General features: G+C 68.6%; 11 protein-coding genes. 3 read left to right on the top strand and 8 right to left on the bottom strand.

Translation table 11 applies throughout. The annotated features are described in order from the left end of the window. Positions 1-743: 743 nt before the first annotated feature. The 3 genes from EP26_RS21970 to EP26_RS21960 all read right to left on the bottom strand — a co-directional run bounded on the left by EP26_RS21970 (position 744) and on the right by EP26_RS21960 (position 5,931). Entirely contained in the window at positions 744-2,081 is a 1,338-nt protein-coding gene (locus EP26_RS21970) for an HlyD family type I secretion periplasmic adaptor subunit (RefSeq protein ID WP_084112754.1), read from the bottom strand. Further along, positions 2,078-4,213, bottom strand: a complete 2,136-nt coding sequence (locus EP26_RS21965) for a peptidase domain-containing ABC transporter (RefSeq protein ID WP_169747449.1) — start codon at positions 4,211-4,213, stop codon at positions 2,078-2,080. The genes EP26_RS21970 and EP26_RS21965 overlap by 4 nt, the downstream gene beginning before the upstream one ends. A gap of 74 nt (positions 4,214-4,287) precedes the next feature. Continuing rightward, positions 4,288-5,931, bottom strand: coding sequence for an ABC transporter transmembrane domain-containing protein (locus EP26_RS21960; RefSeq protein ID WP_043341928.1), 1,644 nt, complete (start codon positions 5,929-5,931; stop codon positions 4,288-4,290). A gap of 986 nt (positions 5,932-6,917) precedes the next feature. On the opposite strand from EP26_RS21960, the gene EP26_RS21955 reads away from it, so the two are divergent. Then, on the top strand, positions 6,918-7,913 hold the full coding sequence (locus EP26_RS21955) for a crotonase/enoyl-CoA hydratase family protein (protein ID WP_052389511.1): 996 nt from the start codon (positions 6,918-6,920) through the stop codon (positions 7,911-7,913). 399 nt (positions 7,914-8,312) lie between these two features. Here the strand turns inward: EP26_RS21955 and EP26_RS21950 are convergent, their stop codons facing one another. The 3 genes from EP26_RS21950 to EP26_RS32250 are packed head-to-tail and all read right to left on the bottom strand — an operon-like array spanning position 8,313 to position 13,187. Further along, positions 8,313-10,835, bottom strand: a complete 2,523-nt coding sequence (locus EP26_RS21950) for an ATP-binding protein (RefSeq protein WP_169747448.1) — start codon at positions 10,833-10,835, stop codon at positions 8,313-8,315. Beyond that, entirely contained in the window at positions 10,835-11,653 is an 819-nt protein-coding gene (locus EP26_RS21945) for a response regulator (protein ID WP_052389509.1), read from the bottom strand. The genes EP26_RS21950 and EP26_RS21945 overlap by 1 nt, the downstream gene beginning before the upstream one ends. A gap of 22 nt (positions 11,654-11,675) precedes the next feature. Further along, positions 11,676-13,187, bottom strand: coding sequence for an HWE histidine kinase domain-containing protein (locus EP26_RS32250; RefSeq protein ID WP_169747447.1), 1,512 nt, complete (start codon positions 13,185-13,187; stop codon positions 11,676-11,678). A 1,013-nt stretch (positions 13,188-14,200) separates the two neighbouring features. Between EP26_RS32250 and EP26_RS21935 the strand changes: the two genes are divergently transcribed. Next, positions 14,201-14,497 carry a hypothetical protein gene (locus EP26_RS21935; RefSeq protein ID WP_157033673.1) on the top strand — a complete coding sequence of 99 codons (297 nt, stop codon included), beginning with the start codon at positions 14,201-14,203 and terminating at the stop codon, positions 14,495-14,497. Positions 14,498-15,117: 620 nt separating this feature from the next. Further along, on the top strand, positions 15,118-15,294 hold the full coding sequence (locus tag EP26_RS35110; protein WP_169747446.1) for a hypothetical protein: 177 nt from the start codon (positions 15,118-15,120) through the stop codon (positions 15,292-15,294). 227 nt (positions 15,295-15,521) lie between these two features. On the opposite strand, the gene EP26_RS21930 is transcribed toward EP26_RS35110, so the two are convergent. Next, a complete protein-coding gene (locus EP26_RS21930; protein WP_084112750.1) occupies positions 15,522-16,853 on the bottom strand; it encodes a family 16 glycosylhydrolase in 1,332 nt (443 codons plus the stop codon). A gap of 1,128 nt (positions 16,854-17,981) precedes the next feature. Beyond that, positions 17,982-18,942, bottom strand: a 961-nt coding sequence (locus EP26_RS21925) for a Calx-beta domain-containing protein (RefSeq protein WP_043341922.1), incomplete at its 5' end; no start/stop codon positions are given.

Here is an 18,942-nt window from a genome sequence, read left to right as displayed (position 1 = left end):
TGGAGAAACCACGGAGCGAAAGCCACAATCGTGTAACAACCAGCGAATCAATGACTTGCCGATATCTCTTCTTCGCGATCGCATTGTGGATGTTGCGTCGCGGTTAGGACGCCGCGGCGCCCGCCAGCCCCGTCCGACGCGCCGCCCCAGCCCGCATCCCCGCCGTCCTGGCTTGGCCCGACGCTGGATCATCTCCTAGCCTCCGCCGCCCTGCACAGCTCGCGGTGTGTCAGATAGCGAAGGCCAAGCTGGCGATGCATCGCGCCCGGGACATGGCCTCCCCAGGGTGGCCGGGCGGGCCTTGGGGCAGGGGGCCGCACGCTCCGCCAGCCGCGCGTGCCAAGGCCAGCAGGCCCACCCCCTCCGTGTCGGCGGCCGCCTAGCCGCGCCTGCCATCGCGCGGCCCGTCGGCCGGATGACATCGCCGCCCGGCCTTCCCTGGCGACGGGGTGCGGCGACGGGGTTTGCCGCCAACCCGGCCGCGGGCGTCGCCCCGGCGGCAGGGCGGTGGCTCGGGGGCCGACCGATTTGGTGGCTCACCCGGGTGCTCAGCCCAGACCGGCAAGCCGCGGCCCACCACACCTGGGCGGGGGCCAAGGGCAGCGCCGCGGCTCCTGGCCAAAACCTGGTGGGCTGCGGCCAGGGGCCCGGGCGGTCCCTAAGATGCCGCCCGGGCGGGCAATCACGCCGCGGTGGCGCGGCGGCTCGTTGCAAGGCAGCCCGGCCGCCTCGGGACGCTGTCCTCAGCGTTCGCGGAACGAGCTCGCCATGGCCGCATAGATGGGTTTGAGCAGGTATTGCAGCACCGATTTTTCGCCGGTTTTGATGTCGGCTTGGACCGTCATCCCCGGCACCAGCCGGGCGCCACCCGCCTCGTGACCGACAAAGGCTTGGGACAGGGCGACCCGTGCCCGATAATAGGGCTGCCGCTGGTCATCGACGAAGGTGCCGGCGGAGATGCGCTCCACCTCACCGCGCAAGGTGCCAAAGCGGGCATAGTCAAAAGCCTGAACCTTGATATCCACGGGTTGGCCCAGGCGAATGAAGCCGATATCCCGCGGCTGCAGCCGCACATCCACCACCAGAGGGGTGTCCTGCGGCATGATCTCGGCCATCAGCGCGCCCGCTTGTACCACGGTCCCTGGTCGCTGCACGGCCAGGCCACGGACCATGCCGGTGCTGGGCGCTCGCACCAGAATGCGCTCGGCGCGATCCGCCAGACGCCGCATACCCTCATCGGTTTCGGCAATCTCCAGCGCCACGCGGGCCGCCTCCTGCCGCGCTTCGTCGATGACGCTGGACCGGGTCTCCGCCAACCGCGCTTCTGCCTCCTCCAAGGTCCGACGCACCGTGCCGGCTTGGCCGGTCAGGCGGTCCCGCTCCGCCTGGGTGGTCATCAGCAGCCGCCGGGCCTCCAGGATGGCCACGCGGGTTGTCAGCCCGTTCTGCCCCAAACCCTCCCGCACCTCCAACTCCGTGGCATGCAGCGCGATTTGCCGCTCGAGGGCAGCGATCTGAACCGCCAGCGTTGTCAACTCGCTGCGTCGCTGGGCCACCTGGGCGGCCAGCACCGCCCGCCGATCCGCCAAAACCTGCAATCGGGCTACCAGGGCATCCCGGTGCGTGGCCGCCATCAGGCCAACGTCAGGCGGCATCACCTCGCTTGTTCCCGCCACCAAGGCCGCCAACCGCAGGGCTTGCAACCGCAGCGAGGCATTGCGGATCCGCAACTGGCCCAAATCGGCCTGGGCGGCGGCATCGTTCATCCGGAGCAGAGGTTGCCCGGCCTCCACCACCGCATTCTCGGCGACCAGCACCGCCTCCACAATGCCGCCTTCCAGGTGCTGGACCGGGGCGGCCGCCAGGGCGGGCACCACCTCGCCCACCCCTACCGCGATCTCCGGGATCCGGGTGGCCGTGGCCCAGGCAAAAAACCCCACCAACAGCAGGCCCGCGCCCAGCACCACGCTGCGCTCCAGCCCGGGCACCCGGACCTCTTCCAGCGCCAGCATATGAGCATCGGGCCTGGCGACGCGGCTGGCCGCGGGCAGGGTCACCAATCGGGTTTCTGAACCGCTCATGCGGACGCTCCTGCCCGCACCGGGAACACCGATGCGGCCGCTTCGGGGGGAAAGACCGGGACGCGCAGCATCGGCTGCGGCGGCCCGGGCCGGGGCGGCGCCTCTTCAATCTGACCATCGCGCAGGCGCAGCACGCGGTCGGCCAACAGCATGTGGCTGGGCCGGTGGGTGGCCATTAGGATGGTGCAACGGCCCCGCCGGGCCTTCACCACCTCGGCAAAGGCTTCGGCGCACACATCGTCCAGCCCCGTCGCCGGCTCGTCCAGCAGCAGGATGGGCGCATCCCGCAGTAGCGCGCGGGCCAGGGCAATCCGTAGGAGAATACTGCGGGGCAAGCGCGTGCTGAGATTGTCGCCGACCCGGGTATCAAACCCCTCCGGGAGCATCTCAATGGCCGCGAGAACCCGCGCTTCTCGGGCCGCGCGCCGCAACTGGTCGTCCTCGGCGGTGGGATGGGCCAGGCGCAGGTTCTGCGCAATGGTGCCGTACAGCATTTCCGGCGCTTGCGGGACCCAGCCGATGCTGCGACGGAGCACCGCCGGATCAAAGGCGCGCACGTCATGGCCATCAATCCGCACCAGCCCACCTTGCGGCCGGTACAGGCCCGCCACCAGGCGCAGCACGCTGGATTTGCCGGCGCCGTCGCCACCTGTCACGGCGACGACCTCGCCCGGACGGATCGTCAGGCTCGCACCGGCCAGCACTGGCTCCGATTGCGGCAGATAGCGCAGCGTCACCCGCTGGAAACTGATAGCGCCGGCCTCCGGCGGCGCCATCCGCGCCTCGGCCGCCGCCGGCCGTTCGGTTTCCAAGGCCATCAGGGAATCCACCTGGCGGATGGAGGCCTGGGTTTGCTCCCAGCGTGATAGCATGGCGAAGCCGGTCTGCAGCGGGCCAAGCACGCGCCAGAGCAGCATCATGCCGGCGATCAACGAGCCGGCACTCATGCCGCCATGCAGCACCGCGACCGCCCCCACCACCACAGCGGCCAGGCCGGAGCCGGTCATCAGCGCCTGGCTGACCACCGTAACCAAGCCGGTGAGCGTGGCCACCCGCGCCGAGGCCTGCGCCGCCCGGGCGGCCGCGGCCGCGTAGCGACCAATCCAGCGCTCTTCAGCCGCGGCATTCTTGAGCGTCTGCGCCGCCTCCAGCGCTTCCACCGCCAGCGCATCGCGCGCCTGCGCTGCCTGCGCGGCCGCGCTGATGGCGCGTCGCACGGCACCGCGGGACAGCAGGAACAACAAGCCCAGCGCCGCGGCCGTGCCGAGTGGCACGATCGCCACCCAGCCGCCCAACGCGACCATCAACACCAACACCAGCAGCGTGAAGGGCAGATCCAGGGCGGCGAGGGCGAAGCTGCCGGTCAGGAAGTCGCGGATGGTGGCAAAGTCCCGCAGCCGGGACACCTGCGAGGCGGTTCCCGCCCGCTCGACCAGGGCGGTGGGCAACGCCATGAGCTGGCTGAACACGCCGGCTGAGACCAGGCGGTCCAGGCGCTCGCCAATGCGCAACAAGGCGCGCTGCCGGAGCATGCGGAACAGAATCTCAAACAGCAGCGCCGCCAGCGCACCGCCGGCCAGCATAGGCAGGCTGGCAGGGCTGTTGCCGGCAATCACCGTGTCAAACACATGCATGGTAAACAGCGGCACGCCGAGCCCGAGCAGCGCAATCAAGGCGCTGGCGCCCAGCAAACCCGGCAGATCGCCGGTGAAGCGGCGAGCGATGGCGGCAAACCAGTTCTGCCGTGGGGCTGGCTCAATCTCGGTGAAGTGCACCAGGGTGCCCCGCAGCCCATCTGGGCCGCAGGGCGCGACCTGGCCAGTGCCGCCGTCAAACCGCAGCATCGCTCCGGTGGGGTCCAGGTACAGCACGGCCGCCGGTCGGCCGGGTTGCAGCAGCAGCGCCGGAAGGAGGCGCGGATGGATGGCTGTCCGGCGGAGCTGCGCCAGCCGGGTGGGGTAGCCGAGGATGGCCAGCGCATTGCGCAAGTCGGTAACGTCGATCTGAGCTTGCGCATGCGGCAGCGCGGCCAGCAGGTCATCCGGGCCACCGCGCCAGCCCAGCACAGCCAGCGCGGCGGAGAGACAGCGGGTGAGGTCGGATGGTGCCAACAGCAGGGGCGGCAATTCCATCAGGGGCATCGGGCTGCTGCTGGCGGGCAGTGCCGGGTCGGCGGCCGCGCTCGGGGATCGCCGTGGCAGGACTGTCACAGCACCGGCTCCAGGCGACCTTGGTGCAAGGTGAGCACCCGGTTGGCCAGGCCAAGGGTCGACCGGCGGTGGGTGACGATCACCACGGTGACCTGGCCGCGCAGCGCACTCAGCAGCTGGGCGAGCTGCACATCACCCTCGGAGTCCAGCTGGGCGGTGACGTCATCCAGCAGCAGAATTCGCGGGGCCTGCAACAGCGCGCGCACCACGCCAATGCGCTGGGACACCCCACGCGGCAGCGGCGTGGCGGCGGTCCCGACCTGGGTGTGCCAGCCCCCCGGGAGCTGCCCCGCCACCTGGTCAAGCCCGAGCTGGAGGGCCAGGGCCAGGGCCTCCTCCTCCAGATGCGGCTGATACAGGGTGAGATTTTGCAGCAAGGTGCCGCGGACGAGGGCCGGATCCGGCGGCACCAGGGCGATCCCCGGACGGGTGCTGGGCGGGTCGACCGCCGCCAAATCCTGGCCGTCGATGCAAACGCGCCCGGCGGCCGGTCGCACCTCGCCGGCAATCAGCCGCAGCAGGGTGGAGCGGCCGGAGCCATTGGCTCCGGTGATGCCCACCATCTCGCCCGGGGCAACCTCCAGATCCAGATCCGCAAACAGCCAGGTGTCGGGCCCCAGTGCTCCGGCGCGAATCCCCTGCAACGACACCCGACCGGCGGCCAGCGTCAGCGCCGGCAGGTCCGGCCGCGGCTCCTGGGGCAGCACGGAAATCTCGGCAATGCGGCGCCTGGCTTCGGCCAGGGACTGCAACCGCGCCCACAGCGCAATGCCGCCGAGCAAGGGTTGCATGGTCCGGCCGGTCAGCATGGTGCAGGCGCCCAGACCGCCGACGCTGAGCTGGCCTGCTAGCACCATGAGACAGCCCATGGCGGCGACGCCCAGCGTGGCCAGCTGCGCCAGCAACAGACCGCTCTCCTGGCCCGCAGCGTTGGCCGCGCCAACATCGTTACGAAGCTTGGCGGAACAGCCCTGCAGCCGATCGTAGCGGCGCTCGAGCAGCCGCTCCGCGCCCAGGATCTTCACGGAATGCGCGGCATGCAGGGCATCGAACAGGAAGTTAAAGCGCCGTTCCTCGGCCTCGCTCAACACCCGGGAGGCCTGGCGCACCCGGCGGCCATTGTGCCAAGCCACCGCCGCCATACCGGCCAGCGCCGCGAGCGGCACCAGGGCCAGGCTGCCCGCCAGATAGCCCAGCGCCAGCAAATACAGCAGGGCAAAGGGCAAATCGAGCATGGCCTGCATGGCGGGACCCGACCACGCCTCCCGCAGCGTGCCGATCGCCGACAGGCGTTCGGCATAGTAGCCATTGCCATGCCTGGTGAGGGCCGCGGTAGGCGCGCGCAGAACATGCTCCATGGCCTGCCGGTGGGCCTGCGCCTCGGCGATCGCGGCAATCCGCGCCAGCATATTGCCGCGGACAATGCGCAGCAGCGCCTCCAGCAGAAGGGCCATGATCACCACCAGGGCCAGGACCGTGAGGGTGCCCAGGGAGGCGTTGGGCAGGATGCGGTCATAGACCTGCAGCAAGGCGAGCGGCAGCGCCAAGGCCAGGATTGTGATCATCAAGGTGGCCGCCAGGACCGGCGGCAACAGTCGCATGCCGGAGCGGCGCAGCACTTCCCGGAACGGCTTGGTCAACCAGGTATCGGGGGCATGCGCGATCGCACAAGCAGAACTGGACACGGAAAGCTTCCCTCATCCAGGGTCTGAACGGATCCCCTGTGGCTGCACGGATTGTCCATGGCGTCTGACAGCCCGCCCTCGGGCTGATCATTACCCGGTTGATTTTTAGCATGCCAGCGGCGCGGTGCCTCAATAGGGCAGCCCGCCGCCATGCTGGCGTGGGATCGCGGCGCCCAGGGTTGCGGCCAGGGCGTGTCCCCAGCCCCCCTGGCGCGATCCGCCGGACTGCTGGCTGGGCGCAGGCGACGATGGGACCAGTGCCCTAGCGCCCATCCGGTGATGGTGCGGCGCCGGGACCGGTCACGCCGCTCCGGCGGCTAGCCCGAGACCGGCGAGAAGCCAGCCCGCGCTGGAGGCCGCGCGCTCCGGATGGGCACCCCCCAGAGACCGCCGCGCAGCAACCGCAGTCGGGCCATTCGCCTCCCAAGGGGAATTTCGCAGACCCTGGTCCTGGCCGGCGCCGGTGGGTAGGGCAGGGGGCAGGGGCAGGCAGGGCCCTGCCGGGCTCCGGATGCGGTGGCCTGCCACGGACCATGCCGCTGGCAGGTCAGCAGGAGCGGGAGCGGCTGGCCGAGCCGCGCGATTGCGGCCGGCCTCGGCCGCCCGCCTCGGACGGCGCCGAGCGGAACCGGGTCAGCGGCTCGGCCGCACCCCGCTATCGCGCCCCCCGCCGCTTGGACCGGACTCGCAGCCCAGCCAGCCCCGGTCGGATCGCCGCGGCGGCTTGGAAGCGACCCGTGCCGGAGCGCACCAGGCCGGCCGCACCGAGACCCGCGGGCCAAGCCGCGAGTCGCTGCGGATGGTCTTGGAACCATCCCGGTGAATGAAATGGTCAATGCAACACTGCTTGTGTCGGATTTTTGTTGAATAATATTTTCGTGAGCGTCAAAGGGAAGGGGATTGGGCGGTTGGCCCACCGCCGCTGGTTGTGGAGCGTCAGAATGACCTTCGTTCGTGCGCCGCTTGCCCTGGACGTCGCCGGCCAAAGCCTGGCCGATCCACTGCCCGGGCCGTTCCACTCGCAGGCGGTGCCCGCCCTCGGCCGCTACGAGACCCTGGATGTAACGCTGGATGCGACGCGCAGCCTGGTCTGGTGCCGCCTCCGGCCGCAGGGCCGCCCGTGCTTCAGCCCGCAACTGCTGCGCGATGTTGCCGCCATGCAGCAGGCGATGCCGGCGCTGTACCAGGCGACGCTGGACCAAGCCGAGCCAGCCTTGCGCTATTTTGTCTGCGCCTCCGGCATCCCTGGCATCTTTAACCTCGGCGGGGATCTCGGCCTGTTCCAGCAGCTGATCCAACGTGGCGATCTGACGGGACTACGGCAGTATGGCTACGCCGCCGTGGAGGCCATCCACCGCTCCCATGTGGCGCTCGACCTGCCCCTGGTGACGATTGCGCTGGTCCAGGGTGACGCCTTGGGCGGCGGGTTTGAATGCGCCTTGGCGCATGACATCATTATCGCCGAACGCAGCGCCAAATTCGGTCTGCCGGAGGTGCTGTTCAACCTGTTCCCGGGCATGGGCGCCTATAGTTTCCTGGCGCGCCGCCTGGGCCGGGTGGCGGCCGAAAAATTCATTCTCAGCGGCCGCATTCACACCGCAGCCGAACTGCACGCGATGGGGCTGATCGATGTGCTGGCCGAGGACGGGGAGGGTGACAGCGCCCTGCTGGCCTATGTTGACCGCAACAGCCGCTGGCACAATGCGCATCAGGCCACCTACCGGGCGCGCCGCCGGGTTGATCCGGTGACGCTGCAGGAACTGCGCGAGGTGGTGGAGATCTGGGCTGACGCGGCGATCCGGCTGACCGCCCTGGATCTGCGCCGCATGCACCGGCTCACCGGCGCCCAGGATCGGCGGATGGCCGATACCGACCAGGCCGGCGCCGCCGGCGACCCGCTGCCGGGTCTGACCAGCATGCCGGCCTGCGCCGCCTAGGCCAGACCGCTCGGTCCGGGCAAGCCATCTGGGGCTCCGCGCGCGCCGCGCGTGGCGGCCCGGGCACCCCTGACTCGGTGGTTCAACCCCGACCCGACCCATCCAGGCAGCGTGACTGCCCAGCACCCCCGGCAGCGTAGCGGCTCCAGCCCCTCCCGCCATGCCTGGACATGGGCGATGGTCAGGGTCCCGCCTCGGGTGGTGATCGGGCCCGCGATGGCGCTTGCGCGCCACTCCCACCGCCGCCGCCTGCGCCACCGCGTCCTGCCAGGTCCGGTCACGCCACGAGGCTGACGCGCCCGGATCCCCGCCCTCCGGCCCTGGCTGGCCGGGATCCTCGCGGGCGTGGCGTGGTGCGATGGCCCCGCTCTCCCAGCGATCTCCCAGCCATGCCTGGGCTCATGCCGGCGGCGCGCCCGATCCCGGGCCCGGCAGGGGGCGCTCACCGCCTGGGCGCGCCTGCCGCAGACGCGCCAGCTCCACCGCGAGCAGCGCCGCCTGGCGCGGGCCACCCACCGGGATCTCCGCAGCCGGCATGGCCTCAGCCGCTTTGCACAGGGCCAACACGCCGAGGGCACCCATATTGGCGGCGCCGCTCCGCAGCGCATGGGCCGAGGCGCGGAATTGCGGCACGTCGGCACGCGCCGCCGCGGCTCTTAGCCGGTCCAACTCCAGCGTGGCATCCTCCAGAAACTGGGTCATGAGCTCGGTGGCGAATTCCTGGCCGCCCAACCTTTCCAGCGTGTCGGTAACCTGCGGGTCCACCGGCAGCGACGGCGGGTCCGGCGTTGCCGGCAGGCTGTCCGGCCGGGCGGGCCGGGGCGCCGCGGCGGGGCGCAGATAGGTCGCCACGGTCGCCGCCAGGGCGGCCGGCTCGATGGGCTTGATCAAGCACGCATCCATGCCGGCCTCACGGCTCCGCTGCTGCGCCTCGGGCGAAGCATCCGCGGTCAAGCCGATAATGGGCAGGTGCGGGCGCCCCAGGGCAGCCACCCGATACAGCTTGGTGGCGGTAATGCCATCCAGCTCCGGCATGTTGAGATCCATGAGAACCAGGTCAAACGGCCCGGCCTCGAGGGCATCCAGCGCCGCGTCACCATCCGTCACCAGAACCACCTGATGGCCTTCCCGCTCCAGGATCTTCCGGGTGACCGCCCGATTCACCCGGTTGTCATCGGCCACCAGGATGCGTCGCCCCGAAGGCGCGGCCTCGGCCATGGCGCGCCCCTCGAAGACTCCCTCCTCCAGGCCAGGCAATTGGGCCAGCGCATGGTGGAGCACCCGGTGCAGCGTCTCCGCGGCCGGGGTGCCGGACAGCAGGCTGAGCGTGCGCTGGCGGACCACCAGGTCCGGCAGGCCCTCGGGCGCCTCATCGCATAGGGCGACGACCACGCCGTCGCCGGCCGCGGCGATGCGATCAGGCGTGGACGGCGGCCCGGGCGGCGGCAGTGCGGGATGGTGTCGCTGCACCAGCAAACACTGCAGCGGCGCCTGGTGGCGGGGCAGGCCCGAGAGTTCGGCCAGGTCGTCGACGCTCCGGCGCCACACCACCACCGACAATCCAAGGTTCTGCAGGGCGGTGCTGAGCGGGGTTGCCGCCTCGGGCGCCGGCGTGGCCAGGAGAAGGCTTATCCCGGCCGGGGCGGCTGCCTGAGTCGGCCCGGAATCCGGCGCCGGCAGAGGGGCGGTGAACCAGAACACACTGCCCTGGCCAGGCTGGCTCTCCACCCCGATCTCGCCCCCCAGCAGCCGCACCAGGCCCTCACAAATGGCCAGCCCCAGCCCCGTGCCGCCAAAGCGGTTGATGATTGTGGCGTCGGCTTGGGTGAAGCGCTGGAAAATGCGCGACCGCGCCTCCGCCGCGATGCCGATGCCGGTGTCACTGACTTCGCCCCGCAGCAGCCAGCGCTGCGGGCCGGCGGGGCTGGCATCCAGCGCCATCACCACCCCCCCGGCCTCGGTGAACTTCACCGCATTGCCGGCCAGATTGAGCAAGATGTCGCGCAGATGGCGGCGATCGGCGACCAGGCAATTGGGGGTTCGTGCCGTGATATGAATGGTGAGCTGCAAGCCCTTCTCGCGCGCCTGTGCCAGCAACAGCATGCGCACCTCGCGCAGCAGCGTGGCGGGATCAAAGGCCTCGGGTCGCACCACCGTGCTGCCGGCCTCAATCCGGGCGAAATCCAGGATCCCGTTGATCAACGATAGCAGCGACTTGGCCGCGGCATCCACCGTGCGGACCATGTCCTGCTGCTCGGGATCCAGCCGGGTATGACGCAACAGCCCGCCCATGCCGATGATGGCGTTGAGCGGTGTGCGCAGTTCATGGCTGACGCTGGTGAGAAACTGCCCCTTCGCCTCATTCGCCTGCTCGGCCAGTTGCCGAGCCTGCGACAGCTTGCGGATCAGCGTCATGGCATAAATGCCGAGAATGGCCGGGGCGATCAGCAAGCCCACCGACAGATGCGGGAGATCCTGCCAGAACGGCGTGGTGGCGATCACCCAGCCGAACCCCAGGGCAAAGGTCGCCATGGCCGCGGCCAGCCACGGCACGCCAAACCGCGCGCCATTGCCCAGCATCACCCAGACATAGATCGGGAAGAACGGCGCCGCCAATGCGCCGCCGATATGCAAGAACCAGGTGAGAAACCCCATATCCAGCAGCAAAGCCACGCTGCGCCGTGGGGTGCTGAGGGCCGGCCGCCAGCGGATATGCCCGAAGATGGCAAGACTGAACGCGATCCACCACAGGAGAGCGGGCCGTGCGTCGGCGGCAATCGCCTGGCCGGCCGTGGCAAAGTAGATTACGAAGGCCAGGGCAAAGATCAGGCGATTGAAACTCATCTCCTGCTCGGTGCCGACCTGGCCACGCAACACCCGCAAGCCACGCTTGGGCCCAGGAAGCCGCGCCAGGCGCGGCATCAGAGCCCCGCCTGCGCCGCCGGCGCGGCGGCCTCCAGCAGGGGCCATGATGTGGTCAGCACGGCGATGATCGCACCGGACGGGTCCGGCAGGGGCATCTTACTGGTGCGAACCAGGCCCGGCCCCGCGGCCGCGGTGGGCGGCCAGGCTTCGGTGTAGGGCGGCACGGCTTCGGCCCGCTCGCAGATCCGCTGATCCTGGGCCTGGCTGGCGGCACCGCGCTCAGGCCCGAGCAGGGTCAGCACATGACGGCCCGACACCTCGGCCGGCGTCAGTCCCAGCGATGCCGCAAACCTGGCATTGGCATAGAGATAGACCCCGGCGCGATTGGTGATGCTGATCAGCGCGGGAACCAGATCGAGGACCAGCGCCAAGGTCGCCGCGTCCACAGGCGGGAGCAGCCGCGGCGGCTCCAGGTCGGGCTCGGCCTCGCCCGTCAAGCGAGGGCTCAAGGCCAGCAGATTGCGCACCCGGGTCACAAACTCAAAGTGATCAATCGGGCTTTGCAGAAAATCCGTGGCGCCGGCATCCAGCGCCCGCACGCGGAAGCTGCGGTCGTCATAGGCCGTGACCACCAAAACCGGGGTCCGGGCCAGGGCCGGCAGGGCTCTCACCCGCTCGGTAAAGCTGGCGCCGTCCATCTGCGGCATACTGAAGTCGGTGATGATCAGGTCAGCGGTATTGTGCTCAAGCCACTCCAGCGCATCCAGGGGCTGCGAAAACAACTCAGTGATCATGCCGTCGGCAACCATGGTCACCAGTTTGGCATAAATGCTGCGATTGATGGCGCTGTCGTCCAGAATCACTATCGTGGCCATGAGGTCTCCGCGATGAGCAGCGCTAATTTTCGTTTGCCTTGGCAAGACTGCGGGTCAAGCTACGACGCATGGGCAGCACCACGGAGCAGGTCAAACCTTCCGGCTGCCATTTGAACTGGACGGTGCCGCCGAGCTGATCCTGAATGGTGGCACGAATCATCCGGGAGCCGAAGCCTTCAGCGAAGGCTGTGCCGGTCACGGGCGGGCCGCCCCGTTCGGTCCATTGCAGCACCAAGCGGTCGGCCTCGAAATCCACCGACCAGGATAGCTGCAGCGTCCCGTCCGGCACCGACAGGCTGCCATATTTGGCCGCGTTGGTGGCCAGTTCGTGCAGCATCATGGAGAGCGGCTGTGCGACCACCGGCGCCACGGTCAGCTCGGGTCCTGAGAGGCTGACGCGCGGCATGGCGGTGGAGGGAACAAAGGGCGCCAGCTCGCCGCGGATCAAGGCGGTCAGGCTCGCGCCCGACCACTGCGATTTGGTGAGCAGGGTATGCGCACGGGCCAAGGCGGACACCCGGCCCGCAATCGCCTGCCCAAACGCCTCCGGCGTCTCCGCCTTGGTCAGCCGCAACACCGCCTGGACCACCGCCAAGGCGTTTTTGGCGCGATGATCCACCTCGCGCATCAACAATTCCTGGCGGGCTTCCGCCTCTTTCCGCTGGGTGATGTCCATATGAATGCCGAGGATTGGGCCCAGCTTGCCCGCTGGCGCCGGCATGCGCCGTCCACGCCCGGACAGCCAGCGGGCCTCCCACGCCTTGTCCTGGGTCGAGCGCAGCAGGCGGAACTCCACATCATACTCACCCGTCGCCAGCGCCTGGCGTGTGGCCTCCCGAATGCGACCCTGGTCGTCCGGATGCACACAGGTGAGAAACGCCTCGAGCGACCGCTCCGTCGGTGGCGCCGTGGGATCGCGCGACAGCCCGTATTGTTCAGGCGTCCAGGCAAACAGGTCGGTTCCCGGATCCCATTCCCAAATCCCAACCCCCGCCACCTCTTGCGCCAGCAGCAGACGCGCCTCTTCCGCCCGCAACGCCGCCTCCGCCGCTTTCAGCATCGACGCATCGGCATGCAGCTCCACCACACCAATCGGCGTCTGCGAGAGGGGATCGCGCCGCAAGGCCCAATGCGACGCCACCACCAGGGCGTCGCCGCTGCGCTGGCGATGGCGCAACTCGCCGCGCCATTCGCCCCGGCGCACCAGCTCCTCCTGCACGGTTCGGAGGCCGCCTGGCGGGAACCGTGTGGACAGCAGCTCCTGGACCTTGCGACCCACCGCGGCCTTTGCATCAAAGCCAAACAGCGCCTCACAGCCTGCCGACCAATGAGTGATCGTGCCATCCAGCGTGCGGATCAACACCGCACCCAGGGCATAGGCCTGCAAGAGCGACTCGTTCTCCGCGGCCTGCTGCTGCAGACGGCGATGCTGGTCCGCCAGATCAGCCAGACGACGGCGCCCCAACCGGTACGCCAGCACACCTGTGACCGCGCTGGAGGCGGCCAATAGACCCAGCCATTGCGCTATCTGCATGCGTGGATCGCGCCCTGCAGCGCCGCAGCACGGAGCCGGAACGGCGAGCCTCCCGAAGGCCCGCGGCGCTCCAGCGGCTGTGGCACGGCGGTGCGGCGGCCGGCGACCCGGCGTGCCAGTTGAGCAACCCTGCCCAGACCCTGCCCCCCGACGCCTCGCCGCGGTTTGGCCGCGGCTGAGCCTGACAGGCTCGGCACCCCCTTCATTCTGCAGCCATCGCTTGCGCCCCCAGCGCGGAACCCGGGGCAGATTAGCACAGCGCCGCACCGCCACAGGCATTTCCCAGGCAGGGCAGGGGGCCGGGCGGGGCGGAGGCGCCATCCTGGAGGCTGTGGGGCCGTGCGGCCGGCCGCAAAGTCCAGCAGGATCCATGCCCGCCAGGCGCAGCCGCCATAGGGTGGCGCGGCCGGGGGACCGAGGCGACGGTGCGGAAAATCAACGGCTCCGGTAGGCGGAGACCTGCCACCGCTGCCCTGCGGTGCACCCGCCCTACCACACCGCCGGCCACGCCCGATGCGCCAGGCCCGCCCCCGCCGGAGCGCCGGCTGATCCGAGACAATGGCGGCCCTGCATCAGCCGGCCCCAGGCCGGAGCCGCGGGCTTGGCACCGATCATCAGCTGCCGACACCGGCGCGGTCCGGTCGCAAAGCGCTGCGGCACGCCATGAGATCGGCTGGTCCACCTGCAAATCGGGCCGGGCGCAGCGGTTGGGCGGTACGCTGCCCGCCCGGCCTGCCGATCCTCAGTGACGGCGCGCGAGCCGCCGCTGGTGGCTGGCGCGGCCGGCCGCATCGGCTGCGCCAGGAGCGGCATCCAGCGGGGCCCGCCGGGACGGGCTGCGGGCTGCCACCGCGACCCGGCACGGGATCAATCGACCCTTCGGCGTCACAACTAAAAGTCATTAGATGCCAATACCGCGCGCCTTATGGTTGTGAGAGGGTGGCGGCGAGCAGCGCTGGGGCCGCAATACTGCGGCGTGGGCGCGGCAACACGTTGGTGGGATCAACTGGTCTGTGAGCGGCAGCAAAATCCGCCCGGTTTATTCTGTCGCCATGAGCAATAACGTCCTTCCCCTTCCCGCCAAAAGCCCGGATGACAGATTGGCGCGAGCCTTACGCCATCTCAATCTGGCCCTGCAGCAGCAGCGTGAGGCCGTGGAGGACCTCCGCCTTGCCCTGACCGACCTGGATGGGGCGGTGGGCAGCCTGTCCCACTCCCTGGAGGCGTACAGCACGCCGCTGCAGGACCTGCAAACCCGCGTCACCGCGATCCACCACCAGTCCCTGAAGACCCTCAGCAGCATGCGCTGATCAGACATCGCCCGCGCCGCCTTGCAGGGCGGGTCTGGCGTGGCGAGTTTGGGGCGCTGCGGTGGGCCGCTGCGATGGCGGGGTGGACCCTGGTGGCAGCGCGGGGCATGGCCGCGGCCCGCCAGGGTGAGGCCGCCCGGGCAACCAATGACCTGAGGACGCAGTATCCGGCTGCCGAGACCAGGGCCCGGGGCTGTTCAGACACGAACGGGCGGCCGCTCCGCCCCATCACCGCCTTCAAGACATCGAGCGCCCGGCGTGGTCCCTTCCGGGCCTGGCGCGGCGAAACCAGACCAGAGCGGTGCCACCGGGGCGACCGCGGCACCACCGGGATCACCCCATGGGCTGGTGGCTATGGTGAGCATCGCCCAGCCGGTCATGGTCGCCAGCCCGGGTTGCGCAATCCCCGCGGCGAATCGAGACGCCGACGGGCTCCCAGCCGCCCGCCGCGGGCCGCAGCCGTTCCGGCCGCCAGATTTTGCGCTGGATCTGCCTACACTCTCCTTTGATTATCATCCGGTGATGGCAGCCTCCTGCGGTCACACAGCGCGGCTATGGCCACGCTGCCCTGCTGATCCACCGGCCTATCCCACTAGGGGCGCTGACCAATGGACGTATCGATGGCCATGACCAAAGAGGTGCAGGACAAACTGCAGGATATTCTGCTGGATCTGAAAATCACCCGGGACAATCTGCAGAATGGCAATCAAGAGGTGAGTGCGATCCTGATTGGCCAAATCGGCCTCAAGCTGTCGGAACTCATTAATACCTCGCACCTGGTCAATCTCAAGCGTTAGGAGGGTCGCGCTGCGCGCCGGCCGCCGAAGGCTGCCGTGCCCTCCCGCGTTGCCCTTGCGCCGTAGCGGCCCGAATGGGCTGGCCGGTCACCCACGCCCCGCCACCTCCCTGAATTCGCCGCTGATGAGAACTCATCCCGGCAATCTGCTGTCGGAAACCGGATGCGAGGGTAGCGCCAATGGCCCTGTCTTGAGGATCCTTACGGGACGAGTGGCCTGAGGATGACCTACAGCACCATATCATGGGACACGGCGTGCACCGTGAACCCGGGGCCCTCATACAGCCAGCCCGGGCCAACCCAACCCTGTTGAATCGCCACTGCCTCATCCGGGAGCGCAAAATGGTGGTTGCCGGTGGCTGGGTGAAAAAACCGCTGCAGGGTTATCAGCCCAGCGCTGGTGGCCGTCTCCGCGTAGGCCTGAAAGGCCACACCCTCATAGTGGAAGGCCGGCAAGGCCTTGCGAATGTAGTCCACCTCCTGGCGATCCGTCGTAAAGTGATGGGTCCGGCTCACCGTATCCAAAAAGCGATGCACATCGACGGTCTTGGCGGATTGGACGGGAACCGCCCATTGGGCACCCTCATACACATAGCTGGGCAGTGAGCCCATAATCACGGCCTTCTCCTGCGCGTCGGTTGTGTAAAAATGCTCGCCCGTCGTGTCTTGATCGAAAAACCGGTAAACCGGCCGCAGATCCGGTGACGGTGGGGGAGGTGGAGCCGCGACGGCAGGCGGCACGCTGTCAGAAACAACAACCGGTGCCTGGGCCACTGGCGGAATAGGGTTCACGACCGGGCCGGTGCCTATCCATTGGGCCATCACCACATTATCGATATGGGTCGTGACCTTGCTCGGCGTGGTATGATCGGGCGCTCCGCCGATCCAGGCCTCACTGCTATTGGCCACATAACCCATGGCGCCGAAACCCATGGCCGTGTGTGGGATGATCTGCGGGTTGCTCCACTTGGCGACCGTGGCGCCATCCACCTCAATCGTGATCAGGGTCGGCAACCAGGTCATCTTATAATGGTGCCATTGATCCGTCGCGATCCCACTGAACTGAGGACTATACACATCCTCATTGCGGGCGCCTGCCCAGTGCACGGTATGCATCGCCATTTTCTTCGGCGTTTCGAGAATATCAATCTCGCCATCCCGCGGCCAGACATTCGATTGCGGCCACATCAAGATCGCGGCCATCGTACCCTGCGCGCTTTCAACCCGCGCATCGAACTCAACGGTGCCATAGGTAATCGTGAGTCCGGCGTGGAAGCTGTTAAACCCACCGGCCGTCCAGCTGCCATTGGCCTGGCGGGTTTCGCTCAGCTGCAACTCGCCTTGGGCGACCTTGATGTCACTGGTACTCCAACGAAAGGCGCCATTGCCATACAGGCCGCTGTTGAAGCCGTTGCCCCAATGGTAGGGTTTGTAACCAGCGCTAAAGTCGTCCGCCAGGACGACTTTAAACTGATTTCCCCCGAGATCGGTGGTGAGCGTACCAGGCGCTGTTATCACGGCCTTGATTCCCGAAACCGCCAGAATTTCCGAAAATGGCACTTTATTAACTTAGGGTTGTAAACGGGCTGGAGGCGTAGGGGGAGAGCGTGCCGCTCCGATGGTGTCTCAATGTGCAGGGGAGAGGCGTGGCGGTGTCGCCGCGATCACCGGGACTGTGGCACTGCCGCATCAGCGCCCTGCAGTCGGCGCCGCTGCCGCGGTCCAGGCGACAGCGGATGGTAGCCGGCCCGCACGCTGGCGGAGTCCCCGGCACCGCCGAGGGCGGCAGTCGGGCCGCACTCCAAGCTGGGGTAGCCGGTCCACTTGGACTGCATCCCAGGCTGTATGATGATGCCGGCCGGCGGATCGGCCCGGCACAGCAGCCGCCATCAGTCGCCGCGCCATGACGTCCCGGCGCCGCTGCCGCACGGGGTCCCGAAGCCCCTCCGCTACCCCCTCGGCCAGACCACCAGGGCTGCGCCATCCAGACCGGCGACCAGGGCGCTGGATGGCGCTGCGGAGTGTTGGGGCCGCCCGGTCAGCGCCAAGGCCGACCGGTCCCTGCCCAAAGGATCATGACGCCATGCTGGCGATGTCGCCACGCGGCCAGGCTGTCGATCCGGGCACGGCATCAGCCGTCCGGTCACGGGCCGGCGCCCCCTCGGGCGGCGCCGGGCCGGTGCCGCCCGGACGCGCCATACCCAGGTGGCAGCGGGGTGATTTTGGCCCGGCCCATTCAAGGATCCAACGCGCCTGCGGGGAAGCCGCGTATTCTCGTGCTGAGGCAAGACCAAAGCATGGGACATGGCGAGGACATCACACGCCGAAGACCATACGCCGCCGCTGGTGCCGGGATGCCATCAATGCCCGGGATGGTGGAGGAGGTGGAGGGGCGGGCCTGTACCGTGGTGCTGGCGCTGCCGCTGAACAGCAGACCATCGACCCCGAGGACCACATCCAGACCTGCGATCGAAGCCGCCGAGCCGGGCGATGGTGCCATCATCGGCCAAGCCACGAACCATCATGATGTCGATGCCACGGTGCCCAGTGATGCACTCGTCACCGGCACGGCCCGACAGCGCGTTGCTCCCCGCGTGCCGGTGCTGATCCGCCCATCCTCCGCCGCTGGGATGACGAGCACCGTGTCTTGCGCCCCGGGGCGCGGGCGAAATCCCGCGCCCGGCTCGCTCAGACAAAAACCGCATCAGTGGCGATGCTGAACCGGGCCGGCGTCACGCCTTGCAGGAACACATGATCGCCGCTGGTGCCATAAAACACATCGCTGCCAGTGACCCCAGCATAGCTGCCCGTACGGACTTGCACGCTGCTGCTGGCGATGCCGCTGAACACCAGATCATCCAGGCCGGGAGCGAAGTCCCTGATCCGGTCGAAGCCGTCCAGTCGGGTGAGGCGAAAATCATCCGCACCAGCACCACCGGTCATGGTGTCGTTGCCTCGGCCGCCAGTGATAACGTCGTCGCCACCACCCCCCGTGAGCAGGTTGCTGCCGCTTGTGCCGGTGATGGTGCGCCCGGCCACGTCGTTGTTGTTGATCAGGCCCTGGCCTTCGGCATCGACGAGCGTCGCCCCGCTGGGTCCCGTCAGGCGGAGGAACATGGTTTCGTTATTCTCATAGGCGGTTTCATCGGTGGTCCCCACCGCGACCACGATACGGGTCTGCTGTGGGGCAAAGGTCAGCGTGCCTGATGCTGCTGTGTAGTCGGCCGGAGCGATGGCGGTGCCATTGGCCGTGCTGTAATTCACCGTGATCGGGGCGGTGCTGGCCGCGCTGAGTGTCACCGCAAAATTCAGCACGCCGCCCTCGGTCACGCTGACATCCGACACCCGCATCCCTGGAACAACAATCGGGGCGCTGTCGTCATTGATGATGGTGCCCGTCGCCGCTGCATCCGCCAGCGCGGCGCCGGTCGGATCTGACAAGTTGAAGAACAAGGTCTCGTTGAGCTCAACGGCGCTGTCTTCCACGGTCGGGACCGCGACGGTTTTGCTGGTTTCATTCGGCGCAAAGCTCAGCGTGCCAGCGGTAGCGGTAAAATCAGACGCCGCGGCCGTGCCACCGGTTGCCGTGGTATAGGCCACGGTCACGGTGCTGGTGGTGGGCGCGTCCAGCGTCACGGTGAAGCCGAGC

It is taken from the genome of Belnapia moabensis DSM 16746 (assembly GCF_000745835.1).
Lineage (GTDB): Bacteria > Pseudomonadota > Alphaproteobacteria > Acetobacterales > Acetobacteraceae > Belnapia > Belnapia moabensis.
The sequence above is the reverse complement of the archived record's forward strand: the minus strand, read 5'-3'. Positions and strand labels throughout refer to the sequence as shown.

Coding starts and splice junctions, on each gene's coding strand:
- EP26_RS21970 (WP_084112754.1), bottom strand. CDS start 2,081: ATGAGCGGTTCAGAAACCCGATTGGTGACCCTGCCCGCGGCCAGCCGC.
- EP26_RS21965 (WP_169747449.1), bottom strand. CDS start 4,213: ATGGAATTGCCGCCCCTGCTGTTGGCACCATCCGACCTCACCCGCTGT.
- EP26_RS21955 (WP_052389511.1), top strand. CDS start 6,918: ATGACCTTCGTTCGTGCGCCGCTTGCCCTGGACGTCGCCGGCCAAAGC.
- EP26_RS21950 (WP_169747448.1), bottom strand. CDS start 10,835: ATGCCGCGCCTGGCGCGGCTTCCTGGGCCCAAGCGTGGCTTGCGGGTG.
- EP26_RS21945 (WP_052389509.1), bottom strand. CDS start 11,653: ATGGCCACGATAGTGATTCTGGACGACAGCGCCATCAATCGCAGCATT.
- EP26_RS32250 (WP_169747447.1), bottom strand. CDS start 13,187: ATGCAGATAGCGCAATGGCTGGGTCTATTGGCCGCCTCCAGCGCGGTC.
- EP26_RS35110 (WP_169747446.1), top strand. CDS start 15,118: ATGGCCATGACCAAAGAGGTGCAGGACAAACTGCAGGATATTCTGCTG.